Origin of the sequence: Litorivivens sp., from assembly GCF_041624475.1 — a bacterium.
GTDB lineage: Bacteria > Pseudomonadota > Gammaproteobacteria > Pseudomonadales > Spongiibacteraceae > Litorivivens.
Genome location: NZ_JBFJUX010000001.1, coordinates 14,507 through 33,353, shown reverse-complemented (window position 1 = coordinate 33,353; position 18,847 = coordinate 14,507). Strand labels below are relative to the sequence as shown.

Here is an 18,847-nt window from a genome sequence, read left to right as displayed (position 1 = left end):
CTCAAAAACATTTTGTCAGAAATGTTATTGTCTGGACACTGCCGCTGTCAATGACGCTGGGCCCTTTGCTGGTCGCAGGCTGTCCTATTGAACTACACTGGGCAGGCGAATCCTTGCCAGATTACACCTCTTCCTTCCGGAGCTGCTATGAGCAATTTCTTCGACACCTTTTTCGGCAACAAGATGCCCCCCCACGGCCACTGTTATCTGTGGGACGACCGGCTGGTATCGCTGCATGTGATTACCGATGCAATTATTGTGTTGGCGTATTTCACCATTCCCTTGGCGCTGGTCTATCTGGTGCGCCGCCGCGATGACCTCAGCTTCAACTACATGTTCGTAATGTTCGCCATTTTCATTTTTGCCTGCGGCACCACCCACCTCGTGAACATTTACAACGTGTGGTATGGCGCCTACTGGCTGAGCGGCTCCATCAAGGCAATTACGGCAGTCGCCTCAATCGGGACTGCCGTTCTGGTGTGGCCGCTGATACCGAAGGCCCTAGCGATACCGAGCAACCGAGTACTTCAGGGTTTGAATGAACAGCTGGCCGGTGAAGCAGCCCGCAACGCCCAGCAGGCAAAAGAACTGGAAACGCTGTCCAACCAGCTGGAAATTCAGGTGCAGGAGCGCACCGCCGAGCTGGAAAATGCCAAGCGTCTGCTGGTGGCCAACAACAGGGCACTGGAAGCCAGCAACCGCGAGCTGAATGAGTACGCCAACATTACCGCCCACGACCTGCGCGAACCGCTCAAAAAAATTCGCGCCCAGGCGCGGCTGCTCAGCAGCAAGCTGAGGCCTGAGCACGAGGCGGAGCTGAAAAGCAATGCGCTGGATATTGCGGACACCAGCGAGCGCATGAGCGAGCTGATTGACTCCCTGTTGTCCTACGCCCGGGTCGAGTCGGTGACAGTGCCGGCCGAAGACACCGATGTTAACAGTGTGGCCGAGGAAGTGTTGCGTGATTTGGCGATCCAGATTCGCAAGCGCGAAGTGTCTGTCATTAAAAATGTACTGCCCGAGCTGCCCGTGGAGCGCTACCACCTGCATCAGATCCTGCTGAACCTGCTGAGCAATGCGCTGAAATATACGGCGGAAGGGCGTGCCCCGGTGATTGAGATTGGGCCGCTGCGCCCGGCCGACCGAAACCTGGTGGGCTTCCATGTGCGAGACAACGGTATCGGTATTGCCGAGGCCGATCGCGAGCGGATCTTTCGCTTTGCCGAGGGCCGCGACGGTGAGGGGCGCGGTATTGGTCTGGCGATCTGCAAGAAAATCATTGAGAAGTACGGCGGCACCATCGATGTGGACAGCCGAGAAGGCAAGGGCGCCAACTTTCGGGTTTACTTCCCGCAGCGGCCGTCCATGGCCTGAGTGGTTCAGGCCAACAGTTTTTTGCCGCGCAGCATCATCAGCATGCTGCGCTTGATGCGATCCAGGTGGGCTTGCTCGTTGGCGATCTCACCTTCAAACACCTGCTCGATCATCAGCCCGGTGAGAAAGGTGTGGGTGTAGATCAGTGCTTCCAGCAGATCCTCGTCGTTCAGTGAACAGTCGCCGAACCAGGCCTGCATAGTGTCGGCGTGGCTGCTCGATTGCTGCTGGATTTTAGATTCGGCGGCGGTGAGCGGGTTTTTGCGGCTGGCCAGCAGAATCTCCAGCGTCGCCACATACAGATCACTCTGGTAGTGCTGCCACATGCGTTCGACGAACTGGTCAACCCGGTTTTTCAGGCTACCGGCGGTGCTTGCATCGCTGTCCATCAGCTCGGTAAAGCGCTGGTGGGACTGATCGAGGATAGCCGCCAGAATATCTTCCTTGGAGCCGAAGTGGTGCTGCACCGCACCCCAGGTCAAGCCGGCGCGGCGCGAGATCTTGCTTGAACTGGCCGCGCCAAAGCCCCCTTCATTGATCAGGGAGATCACGGCGTTCAGAATTTTTTCCCGCGCGATGAGCGTTTTCTGGGCCTGTTTGCCGAGCTTGCCGGTGTCGTCCGTTGTCATCCTGTTAACCCGTGGTGTTGCCGCTTGGAGAAGGTCTCTTTATAAAACATTCTCAAGCAAATGTTTATAGGCGTTTTCGGCTGGCGAGTTTAGCATGACTTCGCCGCCCGAAAGGGTGGAACCTTGTCGTGACAGGTCCGCTGTTACCTGCAGCACACTGCCTGTACAGTAAGGGGAAAATAAAAAGGAAGCGAAGGCATGGGATTCCTGATACTGGCAATCGTTGCATGTGGCCTGGTAATCGGTGCGGTGCTGGGTTGGCTTGCCTTCAACCGCACCCGCGCGCTGGAGCAGCGCGTCGCCGAGCTGCAAAAGCAGATCTGGCGATTAAAGGAGGAGCTGCTCTATCAACGCGGCCCGTCGTCAGCGCCGCCACGCACTGAGCAGTCGCCGTCGACTGAAACACCGAAGCCCGTTCAGACTGCGACCGTGCCCGCGCAGACTGCGCCAAACCGGCCGCGCGCAACAAAGCCCTCGCCGGTGGCGCTGTGGCTAGAGGCACTTAAGACTCACTGGATGATCTGGCTGGGCGGGGCCTGCATTGGGCTCGCCGGTATTTTTATGGTGCGCTATGGGATTGAGCAGGGCCTGCTGGGTCCGGCGGCGCGTATTACCCTGGCGGTGCTCAGCGGCTTGGTGCTGCACGGCGCAGCAGAATTTTTACGGCGCCGTCTCGGCGCGCAACCAGCCATAGCGGCGCTGGCCGGCGGCGCCAGTATTACCCTCTACGCCGGGCTGCTCGCCGCGTTGCATCTCTACCAGTTACTGTCACCGACCTGGGTATTTAGCCTGCTGGCGGTGATTTCCTTTGCCACCATGTTGCTGGCATTGCGCCACGGACCGATGTTGGCGGCTATTGGTTTGCTCGGCGCCTATGGCGTACCGCTACTGGTCTCAACCGGCAGCAATAATCTGACCGCCGCCCTGATCTACGCATTGATTGTATCGGCCGCCGCGCTGGTGCTGCTGCACTATGTGTACCGGTCGTGGCTCTGGTTGGGCACCATGGCGGGCATGGTGATCTGGGGTTTGCTGTCGTTGTCCGCTGATAGTGCCGATCTGTTCAGGCCTTTTTATCTGGCTCTGTTGGCGTGGGCATTACTCGCACTGCCCGCGTTTGACTGGCGCCTGACGCGACAAGAAGCGCTGTCATCCATTCCCTGGCGAAGCCTGTTGTCGCCGCCTTGGCAACGCGACCTGTTGAGTCTGCTCAGCTTGCTCGTGCTGCTGGGGCTGTCACAGACAAAACAGGCGGTGTCCGGGTCCGGGCTATCCAGCGCGGCTATGTTGATACATCTGCCCTTTGTGGCTGTGCTGTTTATTGCGGCGCGCCGCAGGGATGACCTGGCGATTCTGCCTTGGCTGTCGCTGTTTGCCTTGCTGGTTCCGGCCCTGCTGCCGCTGCTGGACGGCGCACAACCGCCAATCGGGGCCTTTGCCGATATCGCCTTCGCCTTTACGGTTACCGCGGCCGTGTTCAGTGGCGGCAGTCTTTGGTTATTGCGGCAAGGTCGCCATGCTGCCCTGTGGGCCTCGCTCGCCTTTCTCTCCCCGGTCATCTGGATTGCGGCATGCCACCTGTTATTTCCGGGCGTGCTTAATGACGCCTACTGGGCGGCGGTCACGGTGTTATTGGGGGCGGGGTATGTTTTTGTCAGCTCCCAGCGGCTGTCCGGCGGCAAAAGTGATGTTTCGGCGCTGTGGCTGTTATTGGCAGGTCACGCGGCCTATTCAGTGGCGGTAGCGATTGCTTTTGAAGAGGCGGGGCTGACGCTGGCACTGGCCCTGCAGCTGATTTCATTGACCTGGGCGATTCGGCGGTACCAGTTGGGTGGTGTCGATTGGCTGATTAAAGTGTTGGTTGCCGTGGTGGTGGCGCGACTGACCTTCAACCCCTGGCTGTTGAGTTATCCGGACACTGTGCACTGGTCGCTGTGGACCTACGGTGCCGCGACAGCCTGCTGTGTGATTGCCGCGCGTATGCTGCACTCCGGGCAGGCCATCCGGCGCTGGCTGGAGGCAGCGGCACTGCATCTGCTGGTGCTGACACTGGCCACGGAAATTCGCTATTGGCTCTACGATGGCAACATCTTTGCGCACACTTTTAACTACCTTGAGGCCGCGATCAACGCCAACCTGTGGGCGGCGCTGGCTTTGGTATACCACTATCGTGGGCAACTATCACAGCATTTGGCCCGCGTTTACGCCGTGGCGGCGAAAGTTTTGTTTTGTATGAGTCTGGGGGCTTATGTGCTGTTGCTCACTGTGCATAACCCCTACTTTCTGTCACAGGGTGTCGCCCAAACCCCGATAGTCAATAGCCTGTTGCTGGCCTACGGGCTGCCGGTGGTGATGGCGGCGCTGGCAGCGCGTTACTATCTGCCAGGGTCTCGCCGTTTTGCTTTGGGTGTTTTTGCCCTGGCATTTTTTGTGTTTGTGAATCTGGAAATCCGGCACCTGTGGAACGGCGACGTCAGCGCGTCGCGGGTGACCTCCAGTGGCGAGCTCTATACTTACTCGCTGGTCTGGTTGTTGATTGCCATTGGCGCTGTGGTGCAGGCGGCGCGAAAAAATTCAGCTGCGCTGTACAAGGCCGGCATGGGAATGTTGCTGGCGGTTATCGCGAAAATCTTTGTGGTCGATATGTCAGATCTTGCCGGCTTGCTTCGGGTGGCGTCCTTTATGGGGCTTGGTCTGGCGCTGCTCGGACTGTCCTACCTGCACCGCCGACTTTCGAGCAGCGCAGCGGTGCCCGATGAGCAGTAATCACACAGCCGGCTGTTGACGGGCTGCTTCAAATCACGCAATTTGCACGGCCTGTGCGCAACCTGCGCCTTCTATATCGCTGACTGGAGATAAACGATGGAATGGCTTGCCAGCCCCGAAGCCTGGGTGGCTCTGTCAACGCTGATCGCTTTGGAAATTGTCCTCGGCATCGACAACATTATTTTTATTTCGATTCTGGTGGCGCGTCTGCCGGCCCATCAGCGCGACAGCGCGCGGCGTATCGGCATCGGGCTCGCCATGTTTGCGCGGCTGGCATTGTTGTTTGCGCTGAGCTGGGTGATGGGCCTGACGGCGGAGCTGTTTACCGTGTTTGGTGAAAGTATTTCCGGGCGCGATCTGATTTTGGTGGGGGGTGGGCTGTTTCTGCTGCTCAAATCGACTCATGAAATTCACAACAGTTTTGAGCTTGACGATGATGAGGGCGGCGGCCCGGTAGTGGCAACCTTTGGTTCCGTGCTGTTTCAAATCATGCTGCTCGATATTGTGTTTTCGCTGGATTCGGTGATTACCGCCGTGGGCATGGTCGATCAGATTTCCATTATGGTGATTGCGGTAGTGGTATCCGTGCTGGTGATGTTGCTGGCGTCCAAATCGATTGCCGACTTTGTCGACGCCAATCCCACGATTAAAATGCTGGCGCTGGCCTTTTTGATTCTGATCGGCGTGACCCTGATTGCCGAAGGTTTTGATGTGCATGTGCCCAAAGGCTACGTCTACTTCGCGATGGCTTTTTCTGTGACGGTGGAGTTGCTGAATATCAAAATGCGCAAAAGCAAGCAGGCGATTCGGCTGCAGAAAAAAATCGGCTGAGGTCTTGTCATTGCGAAGTGTAGCGAAGCAATCTATTGAAACGTGGCAGGGGCGTCACGAGATCGTCACATCGTGGCGCTCGTTACGAAGTGCTTTGAGTGCGCTATAACGACTATCAGTCCGCTCCTGCCAGAAGCGCGGAGTTAAGCGCTTCTTCTATCGACGCTTTCAAGCTCAGCTCCTCCGCCGAGCGTTCGCTAAAACCGGCCTTGCTGTTGTTTCGGCCCGCGTGCTCAATGCGGCTTAAATAGCAGAAGCGCAGGCCTTCCTCCTCCGGCAGCAAATCGCGAATGTAGCGCGCGGCGTGTTTAAGGATGTCTTCGCCGTACTGGGCAAAGTGAAGGGTTTTGTTGTTGATCTGGATATCAAAGCGCAGGCCTTCGCTGCCTGCCTGATAGGCAAGCATTTTTACGGTAATACGCAATTTGTCTGACTGGGCTTCTGGCTTGAATGGCGCGAGCTTCCACTTTCCGCTCTCCTCGAAAAGCTCAAACCAGCGCAGTGGGCTGGCGACCAGATATTGCTGCCGCAGCGGTTTAAGAAAGTAGTTCAGATGGGTAAGCATAATATTGCTGTGGTGGCAGAGCAGGGGCTGGTAGTGAATGGCGCCGTGCCCGTCGAGCAGGTAGATATCGGCCGCTTCCTCGCGGCGTTGAAAAACGACCTGCAATTCTCCCTCGCGCTGCAAGTTAGCGACCTCGCAGAGCGCGCTCAGGCGCGGGTTGCGGTTGCACACTTCAATGCGGCTGGATGCGCTCGCGCTTTGGGCCAGCAATGTGGCCAGTTGGCTGAAGCTTGCAGCCTTGTTGAGTCGCAGGTTTTGCTGCTTTAACTGGAAATGGTAATAGGTACGACCGCATTCATAAATATAACGGTCTCCGTGCTTACCGTGCTGAAAAAACGCCAGTAGTGCCTGCAGATCGCTGGCGAAGCGCTGGCTGCTGTGCTCGGCCGTGGCTGAAAAAGGGCGAATACTCAGAGCGATTTCAGCTTTCTGGCTCACCACACTGCCGGCGATATGCTGCAGGGCTTCAGCAACCGCGTGATCACCGGTGTGGGCCTTGCAGAACACTTCACCCCAGCTGGTAACGCTAACCACATCAATATGGCGCACAATCGCAACGCCATGCGGCTGCTGCTGGCTGGCGTTGCCGACAAAGCAGATGATGCCTTCTACCTGCCGTGCATGCTCAAAGCGGCGATGTTCATTCGCGTGGGCGGCGTAGGTATAAGCGGGCAGCTGGCTTTTTAATATCTGCACCAGCGATTCCAGTTTGCCGCGATGGTGTTCGGGGTGGTCGGAGGCGAGGTGAAAGCGGGTATCGCTGTTGATCAGACCATTACCGAGGCACCAGCAGATCAGCGCGGTCAGGCTGTCGCCCTCGCGCAGGGCCTTGCTTTGCGACCAGTGCGATAGCGATACGCGTCCTTCGATTACCGCCCAGTTCGGTGTGTCGGCATCGGCCTTGCCCAGATAGCAGAAGCTGAGCGTGTTGTCGCTGAGTGTCGGCGTCAGATCGCCATCCACCCGGTCAATCTTGTCCGGTTGACGCTCGTAGGCGGCAAACAGCTTGCGCCCGAGAATGCTCATCTCGCGCGAACTGATCAGCTGGTCCGCCTTGTGCTCCGAGGCAAAGGCCTGCAGAAAACGGTAGCTGCCGGTCAGTTCGCGCACCAGCGCCTGATGTTCAGCCCGCACCCGGTGAATATGCCAGGTATCGCGCATATCCAGATTGCGCAACTGATCGTCGCTCCAGCCCCAGCTGCTTACCAGCGTGCGCATTTCTTTTTCGCGCCAGCTCAGCTCGTCGCGCTGCTGGCTGAGCCGCAGTTCCGATTTGAAATAAAAGGCGCGGCGCAGCAGATCCAGCCGCTCGTGTTCCTCGCGCGCCAGCAGATAGGCCTCAAGACGCCGATAGATCTGCAGGTAGGGGTCGAGCGGCTCCTTTGTGGCTTTACTGTGCAACGCGCTGCGCACTTCTTCCGAGAGCGGCGGCAGGTGACGGTGCTCGCGTGCGTAAGCTTCGATCAGCAGGAGCTTGATCAGGCTTTTGTGGGGCGCGCTAATGGCCTTGAACAGCTGCCAGATACCCGCGCCGACAAACTCGCCCGCCGGAATACTGTGCACGTTGCCCAGATCCAGCAGGTTTGCGGCGAGACGCCGCTGGCCGTGCTGTAATCGCTCGAAGGTCAGGCTGTAGTTCTCGTCCGGGGGGACCAGCCACCAGGCTAGGTATTTGCCCGCCAGGCGGATTGAGCTGCGGTAAAACTCATCCAGCAACAGAAAGTGCTGGGTACTGCCGCAGTCTTCACCGCTGAGGGCCTTGCGCTCACCGGCGCGAAATTCCTCCGCGCACATCAGAAAAAGGTGCATTTCCAGGCCCAGTGCCGAGGCCGCATAGGCGCTCAGCGCATCGCACTTGGCGCGCAGCTCCAGCCGCTCTTTCGAGGTGAGCTCCGGGCGGTGGCACACCCACACATCGATGTCCGAACTCGGGGCATGGGCAATGCTGCCCAGTGAACCCATCAGATAGACCGCTTCCAGCGCTGGGCGCTCGGTCGGCGCCGACAATCGAAAATTCGGGCTCAGGTGGCGTTTGACCCGCTCCACCATCTCCTTGCCCGGATCAAACTGAACGATCCCCGCAGGGCAGGCAAGACTTTTGAAGCCGGGCAGGGACGGGTGATTGCTGTGCAAAAGCAGGGGCAGAAAATCGAGAAACAGCTGCTGGCGCGGCCCTAAAAGCGAGCGCGCACGCTCCAGCCGCTGCTGGTTAAAGTGCTGCAGACGCCGGAAAACTGCTTTTGTGTCAGCGGCTTGGCTGCGGCCGAGCCGGGTTTTGAGTAGCTGCATGGGGTGGCTTTTACCTCAAGTCTCGCCTAGAGAGAGTGAGGGTATCCTCTAAACATTCCCTTCTAATCCTGTGATATGCAAGCCATTTCTCGATTTAGCTGCAGACAGCTCCAAATCATCGCGCTATTATGAGCGCAAGTATACCCACGCGCAGCCGCTAAACCGAACAGGCCGCGCGGCGAGATAAGAACAGGGAGGAACACCCATGACTGCCCGCCAACAGCTTACCCGCTGGCTCAACGTATTGTGCCTTTCCATTGCTCTGGTCATCCCCCAGATTTCACTGGCTGAAACCGTCAAGGAAGAGCCTAGTGCCCTGGCCATGGTCAGCGACACCGTGCTGGTGCGCCCTGTGATGCTGGCCGTTACTGTCGTTGGCACCGCATTCTTTGTGGTCAGCCTGCCGTTTTCGGTGCTGGGCGGCAATGTCGGCCAAGCCGCCGATACCCTGATGGTGCAACCGGCCGCGAATACCTTTATTCGGTGTTTGGGGTGTACGCGGGTGAAGTATAAAGACGCGGAGGATTGATTGAGCCCTCGTCGTCGCGTACCCAAAGCACTTCGTGCGTCATTGCGAGGAGCAACGCGACGCGGCATCTCCTGACTCCGCTGCCATACATGATGAGATTGCCTCTCTGTGTTCGCAATGACGGGAGTAACGGAAGATGCAACGTCTCTCATACTGTAATGTAGCGAGGGCAACCAAAGAAAACTCCCCTAATCGCTGCATTTTCATCCCCGCAGCCCTATAATCCTCGCTCAGAATAAAGTATTTGCAGGCAATGCCATGGCATTGCCTGTGACCTTTGGGGCCTCTACGTTGTTACGTTTTATCACAAATCATTCCTCCTGGCTGCTGGGTGCGGCCACGTTGCTGTTGGCGGGTTCTCTGCAGGCTGCTCCCTGGATTACCCCGGACGATGCCCGCTTGCGTCATCACATCCACGTTTTGGCGGATGCTGCGCTCATTCGAGTGCCGGTTAACACTTGGCCGCTGATGTGGAGTGGCGTCATATCAGAAGTCAAACGTGTCAAAAACAAGTCGCTTACACCCGCCCAGCGCCGGGCTGTGGTCTATATAGAGCAGGCCTTTGATCGCGAGACTGAAACAAACGTTTCTGTAGGCTATGCCTACGCCGAACAAGTGAACCCGATCAGGGGCTTTGGCGACAGTCGCCGCGATGAAGTACAGGGTTACCTGGCTGGTGAAGTGATCGGTGAGCGCTGGGCCGGGAAGCTGCAAGTTAACAATATCGGCGACCCGCTCGACGGTGAGTACACTCACTATGATGGTAGCTATCTCACTGGTCTTTGGGGTAACTGGGCTTTTACTGTGGGGGCCATCGATCGCTGGTGGGGGCCTGCCTGGGAGTCGGGGCTTATTCTCTCTAACAGCGCACGGCCTGTGCCAGGCATCAGTTTCCAGCGCAACAACTCAGAGCCCTTCAGTTGGAGTTGGTTGCGCTGGATAGGGCCCTGGCAATTTACGGCCTTTGCCGGAAAGTTGGAAAGTGATCGTGTTATACCCGATGCGAAACTCGTCGGAGCGAGACTCAGCTTCAGGCCTTTACCTTGGCTAGAGCTTGGGGCTTCGCGCACAGCTCAGTGGGGCGGTAAGGGGCGGCCTCAGGCTTTCTCTTCGTTTAAGGATCTGGTTCTCGGGAACGATAATCGGGGTAGCAGCGGCGTTAATCTTAATAACGAACCAGGAAATCAATTGGCCGGCTTCGACTGGCGTATTTCTATCGATGGCAAGTTGCCCGCGGCCATTTACGGCGAGATGATTGGCGAAGACGAGGCCGGTTACCAGCCGTCAAAGCGTATTGTTATGCTGGGTATTGATACGGTTATTGCCTTGCCAAATTCCGAGCTGAGGCTAGTGTTTGAAACCGCCGATACCGCGACCCGAAGGTTCGATAAGGGTGAGGCTGAATACAACGTAGCTTATGAGCATAGTATCTATCGCAGTGGCTATCGTTTTCGCAACCGGCCCATCGGAGCAAGTATTGATAATGACTCTCGTGCCCACCATGTGGTTCTGGATTGGCTGATGGATTCACAACAAAGCCTGCGCCTGCGGTTGTCCCAGTTTGATCTCAATACGGACGGTCGGGGGATAGCCTTTGCCAATGGCAACAGCGTGAGCTTTGGTGGCAGCAACGACTATTCAGCAACTCTTAAGTACACCTACAGTGCAGCGGGATGGCGTGCGTCTGTTGCTTATGAACACTACAACGATGGCCTGCAACTGCGAGGCCTGGATACAGGTGACGATACCGTTGCCGCTACGATGGAATACACATGGTAAGGCTGGCTGTTAAAAGCAAGGCGGCTCGCGACCATTGTTAAAAAACGCACCTCGATCCTGTGACAAAAAAGCGAATGATTAAGATGACATCACTTAGAATTATCGCCACTTTGCTCATCGCGGCAGGCCTTTCATCTGTTGTTGTTGGGCAGGGTTTAAGTCCTGAGCAGATTGCCCGTTTCAGTTCTATGAGCCCAGCAGATCAGCAGCGTTTGGCGAAACAGTATGGCGTCGATATTCCACGGAGTCGCGGCGAACAGCAACAAAGCAAAGAGCTGCCTCAAACGATAGAAAAGCCTACTGACGGTTATGCGCGCAAATATGAACCTAAAAAACAAGGCGATGACGATGCGCTTCCGCTTTTTGGCTACGATGTCTTCGCTGGCCAGCCAACCTCCTTTACGCCTATCGCGGATCTGCCCGTGCCCAGTGACTATATTGTTGGCCCTGGCGACGAACTCAGTATTCAACTCTATGGTAAGGAGAATGAGCACTACCGCTTGCCGGTTGGGCGCGATGGTTTCATCAACATGCCAAAGCTGGGACCTATTTCTGTCGCCGGCAAAAGCTTTAAACAAGTGCGCGACGATTTAACCCTCCGCATTAAAAAACAGATCATCGGCGCCGACGCTGCCATTGCCATGGGCGAACTGCGCCTGATGCAGGTTTATGTGTTAGGCGATGCTAACAGCCCGGGTGCCTATAACCTTTCCTCGCTTGCTACGGTTATACAAGCGATTATTGCCGCCGGTGGCGTTGCGGAGTCAGGCTCTTTGCGAAACATCGAAGTGCGCCGGGGCAAGCAGCTTGTTCAGAAAGTTGATCTGTATGATCTGCTGATTAACGGCGACAACACCAGCGATGTTCGACTGCGCAGCGGTGATGCCGTGTTTATCCGCCCTGCGGGCAATCGCGTAAGGGTAGAGGGGGAAGTGGTTCGTGAGGCGATTTATGAAATCACGCCAAATACCAATCTGACCGACATCGTGCGCATTGCTGGAGGGCTAAAGCCGACAGCGATGCACAGTAATATTACTATCAAGCGCCCCGCAGATACTGGAGTGAAAGTCATTACGCGCAGCTTATCCCAGTCTGCGGGCTTCACCCTTCAGGCAGGCGATTCAGTCGCAGTGCATCGCAAGGCTCGAAGCTATGCCGGGGCGGTAACCCTCTCAGGGGCCTTTGCCGAGGGTGGGCGTCGAGGCTTTGTTGAGGGCATGCGTGTTTCAGACATAGTAGCGGCGGATGCCTTGCGTGATGATGCTGATACCGAACTCGCTTTGCTTGTGAGTTCCGATAATGGCGAGCACACTCATGTGCGCTACGTAGAATTGGCTAAGGTGTTGGTCAACCCCGAGCACTCAACGAACTACATGCTAAATCAATATGACGAGTTGATTGTTCTGCCTGGCACAGGTTTCTTGCGGTGTACCGCGGATGACCTCTACGGTGAAAAACAGCGTGAGTTCGATGAGCAGGCAATTGAAAACGTTCTAAACCGAATCGCAGCTCAGCAAGAAGAAGCGCTAATGATTTCGGCTCGAACCGGGCAACCAGTATCAAAGAATATAGATGTGGCGCAAGAGCTTGCACGCCAGCAGCAATACGCCAAGCTGCAAAAAGAAAAGCTTGCTCTGAAGCGCGTACATTGTGGCCTGCGTTCAAACTACAACCCCGGTCTGGCTTTTCAACGTGATTACGCGCAATTACAAAAGGAGGGTTCCACCCGTCTTGCCGAACTGCAGGACGAAGCTTTGGCGCTTATCAGCGCAGAGCGCAAAGCTCTTCTCGCCCCCTTGCTCACCAAACTGCGAGTGCAGGCGAATGGTGAAGAATTTCAGCGCATTGTAGAAATTCGTGGCGATGTAAAGTTCCCCGCCATTTACCCCTATTCACACGGTATGAGTGTTGGCGCGCTCGTGCAGTTGGCTGGCGGCACTAAAGAAAGCACCTATCAGCAACAAGTGGAGCTTACACGCGTGCACCGCGAAGGTGGGCGCTTGCAGTTGCGCCATTCCAGTATGGCTCTGGATAACGAGACCCTAGCGCAATCAATGCTCCAGCCACGTGACCGAATTAACGTCTTCCAGCACCCGGACTGGCGTAATGACCTGACGGTAGAACTTGCAGGTGAAGTTCGCTTCCCCGGTCGCTACGCGATTCAGCGAGGTGAAACACTAGTGGATGTAGTGGAGCGTGCCGGAGGGTTGACAGAGTTTGCTTTCCCGGCTGGAGCGGTACTGTCGCGTGAGAGTCTCAAAGAAAAAGAAGCGAAAGAACTACTTCGTCTACGAGAGAATCTCAAGCAGGAGGTGGCCAGTCTGTCTCTGCAAAAAACCACGTCAATGTCTGGACTGGGCGTATCACCAGTAGAAGCGCTCAGCGCCGTAGATGCACTCAGTGAAATTGAAGCTTTGGGACGTCTGGTTATAGATCTGCCCTCCGCGCTGGCAAATGAAGACGTCAATAATGTAAGGCTTGATAATAATGATTACCTCTATATCCCTACTCAAGTCGATACAGTGACGGTAGTAGGCGAAGTACAGTACCCCTCAAGTCATTTGTTTGAAGAGGGGTTATCCTATAAAGACTATTTGTCAAAGGCAGGTGGTGTGCGAGCAAGAGCGGATAAACAGCGTGTTTATGTTATTAGAGCTAACGGAGAAGTGGTCGTGCCGAAGAACAGCTGGTTCGGAAGTAAAATTCGCGAGGGTGATACAGTTGTTGTACCGATTGATGCGCAATACACAGATAAACTAAGCCTCTTCGCAAGCGTAACGCAAATTTTGTATCAGTTGGGGATTGCCTATGATGTCATTAAAGATTGACGTTCTAGAGTTGCGGTGAGATGAGAGAGAGTTTAGGGGAAAATACAGAAGATCGAACAGGTGTCAATTACTACACAGATGTCCTCGATTTGAGGGCTGTCTGGGCTGGTGTTTGGTCGGGCAGAGGGATAATCGTTGGTACAACATTGCTATTTACCATAGCCGCAATGATTTACGCATTGTCTATGCCAAATATATATCGCTCGGAAGTATTGTTGGCCCCAGTTTCAACTTCGGATCAATCTGGAATAACACCGTTTTCAGGTCTTGGAGGTTTGGCAAGCCTAGCGGGGCTCAACTTATCTAGCGGCAGGGCTGACAAGGCAGTGCTGGCATTAGAAATTGTGAGATCCAGAGCATTTATTGCTGAGTTTATCGAAAAACATAAGCTGCATGTTCCTCTTGCTGCGTCCAGCGGTTGGGATGCCAATTCGGAAAAGTGGATCATTGATTCAGAGATTTATAACGAAGCGGAGCAATCTTGGCTTGGCTTTGGTGATGAAAAGCTCGCTGAGCCCTCGTCTTCACAATTGTACAGAAAATTTATTAGCTTGTTGTCGATAAGCCAGTCTAAGGAAACTGGGCTGGTGAATATTGCTATAGTTTCGCAGTCGCCGCTGGAAAGCAAGCGATGGCTGAGTATGTTGGTTGAAGATTTAAATGAACATATGAGAAGAGGTGATATTCAGGAGGCTAACGCAATAATTGAATATCTTTCAGGGCAGATAAAGAAAACTCCTATAGCTGAAATGCAAAATATTTTCTTTCAATTGATTGAGCAGCAAATGAAAACCGTGATGCTGGCGGAAGTTAAAGATGAATATGTTTTTAAGGTGATCGACCCTCCGGTAGTTCCAGAAATTAAATACGGTCCAAAAAGAGCGATCATCTGTATTCTCGGTGGAATGTTGGGAGGGCTGGTATCAATATTTTTCGTTTTGATCAGATACTTTTCACGACCATAAGTAAGTGCGGAGATATTTTAGGGTCAAGTCGGAGCTGTTTAGGGCCGGTGAATGGGCTTATCGGCTTACGTATTACCATTAGAAGTGAATCAGTATGGCTACAGTAAAATTAGTAGACTCAAGCTCGTTCGAATGTACGACTGAAGAATCAATATTAGACGCTGCGCGCAAGAATGGCATTTTAATGGAGTACAGCTGTCGAACCGGTCGCTGTGGTGCTTGTAAGACTAAAGTCATTCAGGGCGAAACATCGGTTATTCAGAGTGAAGACTCGCTTTCTCATTCAGAGAGCGAGGAAGGTTATATTCTAACTTGCTGTCGGGCTGCTGCCTCCACATTGCATTTAGAAGCGGAGGACTTGGGTGCGCTTGGTATTAAAGAGGCGAAAACACTACCCTGTCGCATTGATTCAATGAATTATCTAGCTGATGACATTCTATGCATAACCTTTAGAACCCCTCCTGATAGTAGCCTAGATTATCTGCCGGGTCAGTATATTGAAATAATTGGCGCAGAAGGGCTGCGACGAAGTTACTCGATAGCGAATGCCCCTAGGGTCGATGGTAAAGTCTCCATTCATGTGCGGAGAGTGCAAGATGGAAGGATGAGCAATTACTGGTTTTCCGATGCTAGGGTGGGTGACCTTTTACGCTTGGAAGGCCCAATGGGTACATTCTGTCTTCGTAAGAGTAAAGCCAGAAGTTTGATTTTCTTGGCGACAGGCACAGGCATAGCCCCAATTAAAGCCATGCTAGAGCAATATTTAATTGCGGGTGATGCAAATCATTTTGACCAAATCTTTGTGTACTGGGGCGGGCGCTACTTAAAAGACATTTACTGGGCTCCAGAATTTGAGACGCTACCATTGAGCTTTGTACCAACTCTGTCGCGGGAAAGTTGGGGCGGGCGGAAAGGTTATGTGCAACAAGCGGTGCTGGACGATAAAATAAGTCTTGATGATTCAGTTGTCTATGCATGTGGATCAGAAGACATGATACGTAGCGCAAGTAGCCTTTTAATATCGGCTGGGCTACACAGTAGTAATTTTTATTCAGATGCTTTTGTTAGTTCGAGTTAGAAGAGAGTATAGGAGAAATTGTGAGAGCGGTTATATTAGCAGGTGGTCTGGGAACTCGTATTAGTGAAGAAACGGATACTCGCCCAAAACCTATGGTGGAGATCGGCGGTAAGCCAATATTGTGGCACATTATGAAGACATACTCGCATTATGGGATTAATGATTTTGTTATCTGCTGTGGCTATAAGGGCTATGTAATTAAGGAGTATTTCGCGAACTACTTTCTTCACATGTCGGATGTCACACTTGATATGACTTCAAATGAAATGCATGTGCATGAAAAACGGGCAGAGCCATGGAGAGTTACGCTAGTAGATACTGGTGAAGATTCAATGACAGGAGGAAGGCTCGCGCGCGTCGCAGATTATGTTAAGGATGAAGAGGCCTTTTGTTTCACTTATGGGGACGGTGTGAGCGATATTGATATCCGCGAATCCATAGCATTTCATCGTAAACACGGTAAAGTCGCTACCTTGATGTCGGCTTTCCCGCCCGGCAGGTTTGGTGCCTTAGATGTTGAGGGTGATCAGGTTGTCAGCTTTAAGGAGAAGCCGAAAGGTGATGGCGCGCGCATAAATGGAGGCTTTTTTGTTTTGTCGCCTCGCGTTTTGTCATATTTAGATGGCGATAAAACAGTATGGGAACAAGAACCAATGATGAAATTAGCGGAAGAGGGTCAGCTGATGGCGTATCACCACGATGGTTTTTGGCAGCCAATGGATACTCTCCGTGACAAGCACCTTCTCGATCAATTATGGAGTGATGGTAGGGCGCCTTGGAAAGTGTGGGATTAGTTGATGAGTTATTCCGGTAGTCGTGACTTTTGGGTCGGTAAAAAAGTGTTTTTAACTGGACATACTGGCTTTAAAGGGAGTTGGATGTCCTTGTGGTTACAGAGTATGGGGGCGGAAGTAAAAGGTTTTTCCCTTGATGCCGAGGGCCCAGATTCGTTATTTGAACTTGCCGACATCGCTAAAGAGATGGATTCGGTAATTGGTGACATTCGCGATCTATCTGCTGTGAAGAAAGCGATGACGTCTTTTAATCCAGACATAATTATTCATATGGCTGCGCAACCGCTAGTTAGACTGTCATATCTCGAACCCGTCGACACATACGCGACTAATGTTATGGGTACAGTTCATGTCTTAGAGGCGGCTAGAGCATGCACACATGTTAAGGCTATCGTCAATGTGACGACTGATAAATGTTATGAAAATCGTGAGTGGGTTTGGGGTTATCGTGAGAATGAGCCGATGGGTGGGGATGATCCATATAGCAGTAGTAAAGGTTGCTCTGAATTGGTAACAACTGCATATAGAAAATCATTCTTCAATAAAACAGATGTTGCCTCTGTTGCGTCCGCCCGCGCAGGAAATGTCATTGGTGGGGGAGACTGGGCAAAAGACAGGTTGATACCTGATATATTGCGAGCATTTCAAAAAGGTGAGCCTGTTTTGATTAGAAATCCAAGAGCGACACGTCCTTGGCAGCACGTCCTTGAGCCGCTAGCTGGTTACCTTATATTAGCGGAAAAATTATTCTCCGATGGAAAAAGCTACTCCGAAGGATGGAACTTCGGGCCACAAGACGGGGATGTTTTACCAGTCGAATGGATACTTGATTACATGGTTGGAAAATGGGGTGAAGGCGCTAGTTGGATAGTCGATTCCAGCTCGCAGCCTCACGAAGCTCAGTCGTTGAAACTCGATATTAGCAAGTCTATATCGCGCTTGAATTGGCACCCAAAATGGAGATTGCCTAGGGCCCTTGACAGTATTGTTGAATGGCACCAAGGCTGGCTAGACCATGTAAATATTAAAACTTTAACTATGGACCAAATAGCGCAATATCAGCGCTAAAGGCCGTATTAAACAAATACTGATTAAGTGGGTATAGCATGAGTGAAGAGTCCTTACGTCAACAGATACGTCAATTGGTTGGCGAATATGCCAAGAGCGCATTAGAGGCTAAGCCTTTTACTCCAGGGGAGTCTGTCATACCTCCTTCCGGCAAAGTCATCGGCGCTTTAGAGCTTCAAATGATGGTTGACGCTTCATTAGATGGGTGGTTAACAACTGGCCGATATAATGATGCGTTCGAAATTAAATTGGCAGAGTTTATAGGTGTTGATCACCTTATTACTGTGAATTCGGGGTCTTCAGCAAATCTAGTGGCCTTTAGCACTTTGACGTCACCTAAGCTTGGAAAGCGAGCAATAAAAAAAGGCGATGAAGTTATAGGAGTTGCCGCTGGTTTTCCGACAACGGTCAACCCTATTGTTCAATTTGGTGCAGTTCCTGTCTTTGTAGACGTAGACTTGAAGACGCACAATGTTGATGTAGAGCTCATTGAAGCTGCTATCACGAAAAAAACCAAAGCCATCATGCTGGCCCACACATTAGGTAATCCATTTAATGTCAGAAAGGTGAAAGAGATTTGCGATAAGCATGGTCTTTGGCTTGTTGAAGATTGCTGTGATGCTCTCGGGTCGACGTATGAAGGAAAAATGGTTGGCACATGGGGTGATATAGCTACTTTGAGCTTTTATCCTGCGCATCATATCACGATGGGCGAAGGTGGTGCCGTGTTTACAAATAGCCCAGAGCTCGCGGTGATAGCTGAGTCATTTAGAGATTGGGGGCGGGATTGCTACTGTGCGCCCGGCTGTGATGATACGTGTGGAAAGCGATTCGGCCAGCAATTTGGAACATTGCCGTCAGGATATGACCACAAGTATGTGTACGCTCATTTGGGTTACAACTTGAAAATTACCGACATGCAGGCTGCATGCGGATTAGCTCAATTAGAGCGGGCCAGAGACTTTATCGCGAAGCGTAAACGTAACTTTGCCTTGCTAAAAGAAAGATTGGGAGTGCTCACTGACTTTTTGGAGGTGGCAGAAGCAACGCCTGGATCTGACCCGTCTTGGTTTGGCTTCCCGGTAACCTTAAGAGAAAGTAGTGGCATAAAGCGAGTTGATCTACTTAAGTACCTTGACCAGCATAAAATTGGATCCAGATTATTATTCGCAGGTAACTTAACGAGACAGCCATATTTTAAAGACGTAGAGCACCGCGTTGTTGGTAACTTGGTTAATACGGACAGAACGATGAATCAGACTTTTTGGCTTGGGGTGCAGCCTTCTTTAAATAAAGAGCACTTTGAGTTTGTGGGTGAAAAGCTCGAGCAATTTTTTGGTTTGGGATTCTAG

13 protein-coding genes are annotated in these 18,847 nt (G+C 53.0%); 11 read left to right on the top strand and 2 right to left on the bottom strand.

Annotated elements, in window-relative coordinates; genetic code table 11:
- Positions 1–147 precede the first annotated feature (147 nt).
- On the top strand, positions 148–1,374 hold the full coding sequence (locus ABY734_RS00135) for an ATP-binding protein (RefSeq protein WP_372776919.1): 1,227 nt from the start codon (positions 148–150) through the stop codon (positions 1,372–1,374).
- Positions 1,375–1,379: 5 nt separating this feature from the next.
- Here ABY734_RS00135 and ABY734_RS00130 read toward each other — a convergent pair whose 3' ends face one another.
- Positions 1,380–2,003, bottom strand: coding sequence for a TetR/AcrR family transcriptional regulator (locus tag ABY734_RS00130; protein ID WP_372776918.1), 624 nt, complete (start codon positions 2,001–2,003; stop codon positions 1,380–1,382).
- Between the two features lie 198 nt (positions 2,004–2,201).
- Here ABY734_RS00130 and ABY734_RS00125 point away from each other — a divergent pair, with 198 nt between their 5' ends.
- Positions 2,202–4,769, top strand: a complete 2,568-nt coding sequence (locus tag ABY734_RS00125; RefSeq protein ID WP_372776917.1) for a DUF2339 domain-containing protein — start codon at positions 2,202–2,204, stop codon at positions 4,767–4,769.
- Between the two features lie 96 nt (positions 4,770–4,865).
- Positions 4,866–5,600 carry a TerC family protein gene (locus ABY734_RS00120; RefSeq protein WP_372776916.1) on the top strand — a complete coding sequence of 245 codons (735 nt, stop codon included), beginning with the start codon at positions 4,866–4,868 and terminating at the stop codon, positions 5,598–5,600.
- 115 nt (positions 5,601–5,715) lie between these two features.
- On the opposite strand, the gene ABY734_RS00115 is transcribed toward ABY734_RS00120, so the two are convergent.
- The gene (locus tag ABY734_RS00115) at positions 5,716–8,454 is read right to left on the bottom strand and encodes a class I adenylate cyclase (RefSeq protein ID WP_372776915.1); all 2,739 of its coding nucleotides are present in this window, start codon (positions 8,452–8,454) and stop codon (positions 5,716–5,718) included.
- 205 nt (positions 8,455–8,659) lie between these two features.
- Between ABY734_RS00115 and ABY734_RS00110 the strand changes: the two genes are divergently transcribed.
- The 8 genes from ABY734_RS00110 (at position 8,660) to rfbH (ending at position 18,847) form a co-directional block, all read left to right on the top strand.
- The gene (locus ABY734_RS00110; RefSeq protein ID WP_372776913.1) at positions 8,660–8,983 is read left to right on the top strand and encodes a hypothetical protein; all 324 of its coding nucleotides are present in this window, start codon (positions 8,660–8,662) and stop codon (positions 8,981–8,983) included.
- A 258-nt stretch (positions 8,984–9,241) separates the two neighbouring features.
- Positions 9,242–10,762: a capsule assembly Wzi family protein gene (locus ABY734_RS00105; protein ID WP_372776912.1), complete on the top strand. Its 1,521-nt coding sequence runs from the start codon at positions 9,242–9,244 to the stop codon at positions 10,760–10,762.
- A 74-nt stretch (positions 10,763–10,836) separates the two neighbouring features.
- On the top strand, positions 10,837–13,590 hold the full coding sequence (locus ABY734_RS00100; RefSeq protein WP_372776911.1) for an SLBB domain-containing protein: 2,754 nt from the start codon (positions 10,837–10,839) through the stop codon (positions 13,588–13,590).
- A gap of 20 nt (positions 13,591–13,610) precedes the next feature.
- The gene (locus ABY734_RS00095; RefSeq protein WP_372776910.1) at positions 13,611–14,555 is read left to right on the top strand and encodes a Wzz/FepE/Etk N-terminal domain-containing protein; all 945 of its coding nucleotides are present in this window, start codon (positions 13,611–13,613) and stop codon (positions 14,553–14,555) included.
- Positions 14,556–14,649: 94 nt separating this feature from the next.
- Entirely contained in the window at positions 14,650–15,633 is a 984-nt protein-coding gene (locus ABY734_RS00090; protein ID WP_372776909.1) for an FAD-binding oxidoreductase, read from the top strand.
- A 20-nt stretch (positions 15,634–15,653) separates the two neighbouring features.
- Positions 15,654–16,427 carry a glucose-1-phosphate cytidylyltransferase gene (rfbF, locus tag ABY734_RS00085; RefSeq protein WP_372776908.1) on the top strand — a complete coding sequence of 258 codons (774 nt, stop codon included), beginning with the start codon at positions 15,654–15,656 and terminating at the stop codon, positions 16,425–16,427.
- Between the two features lie 3 nt (positions 16,428–16,430).
- Positions 16,431–17,495, top strand: coding sequence for a CDP-glucose 4,6-dehydratase (gene rfbG, locus ABY734_RS00080; protein WP_372776907.1), 1,065 nt, complete (start codon positions 16,431–16,433; stop codon positions 17,493–17,495).
- Between the two features lie 38 nt (positions 17,496–17,533).
- Positions 17,534–18,847 (top strand): lipopolysaccharide biosynthesis protein RfbH, encoded by a 1,314-nt coding sequence (rfbH, locus tag ABY734_RS00075; RefSeq protein WP_372776906.1) that lies wholly within the window; start codon positions 17,534–17,536, stop codon positions 18,845–18,847.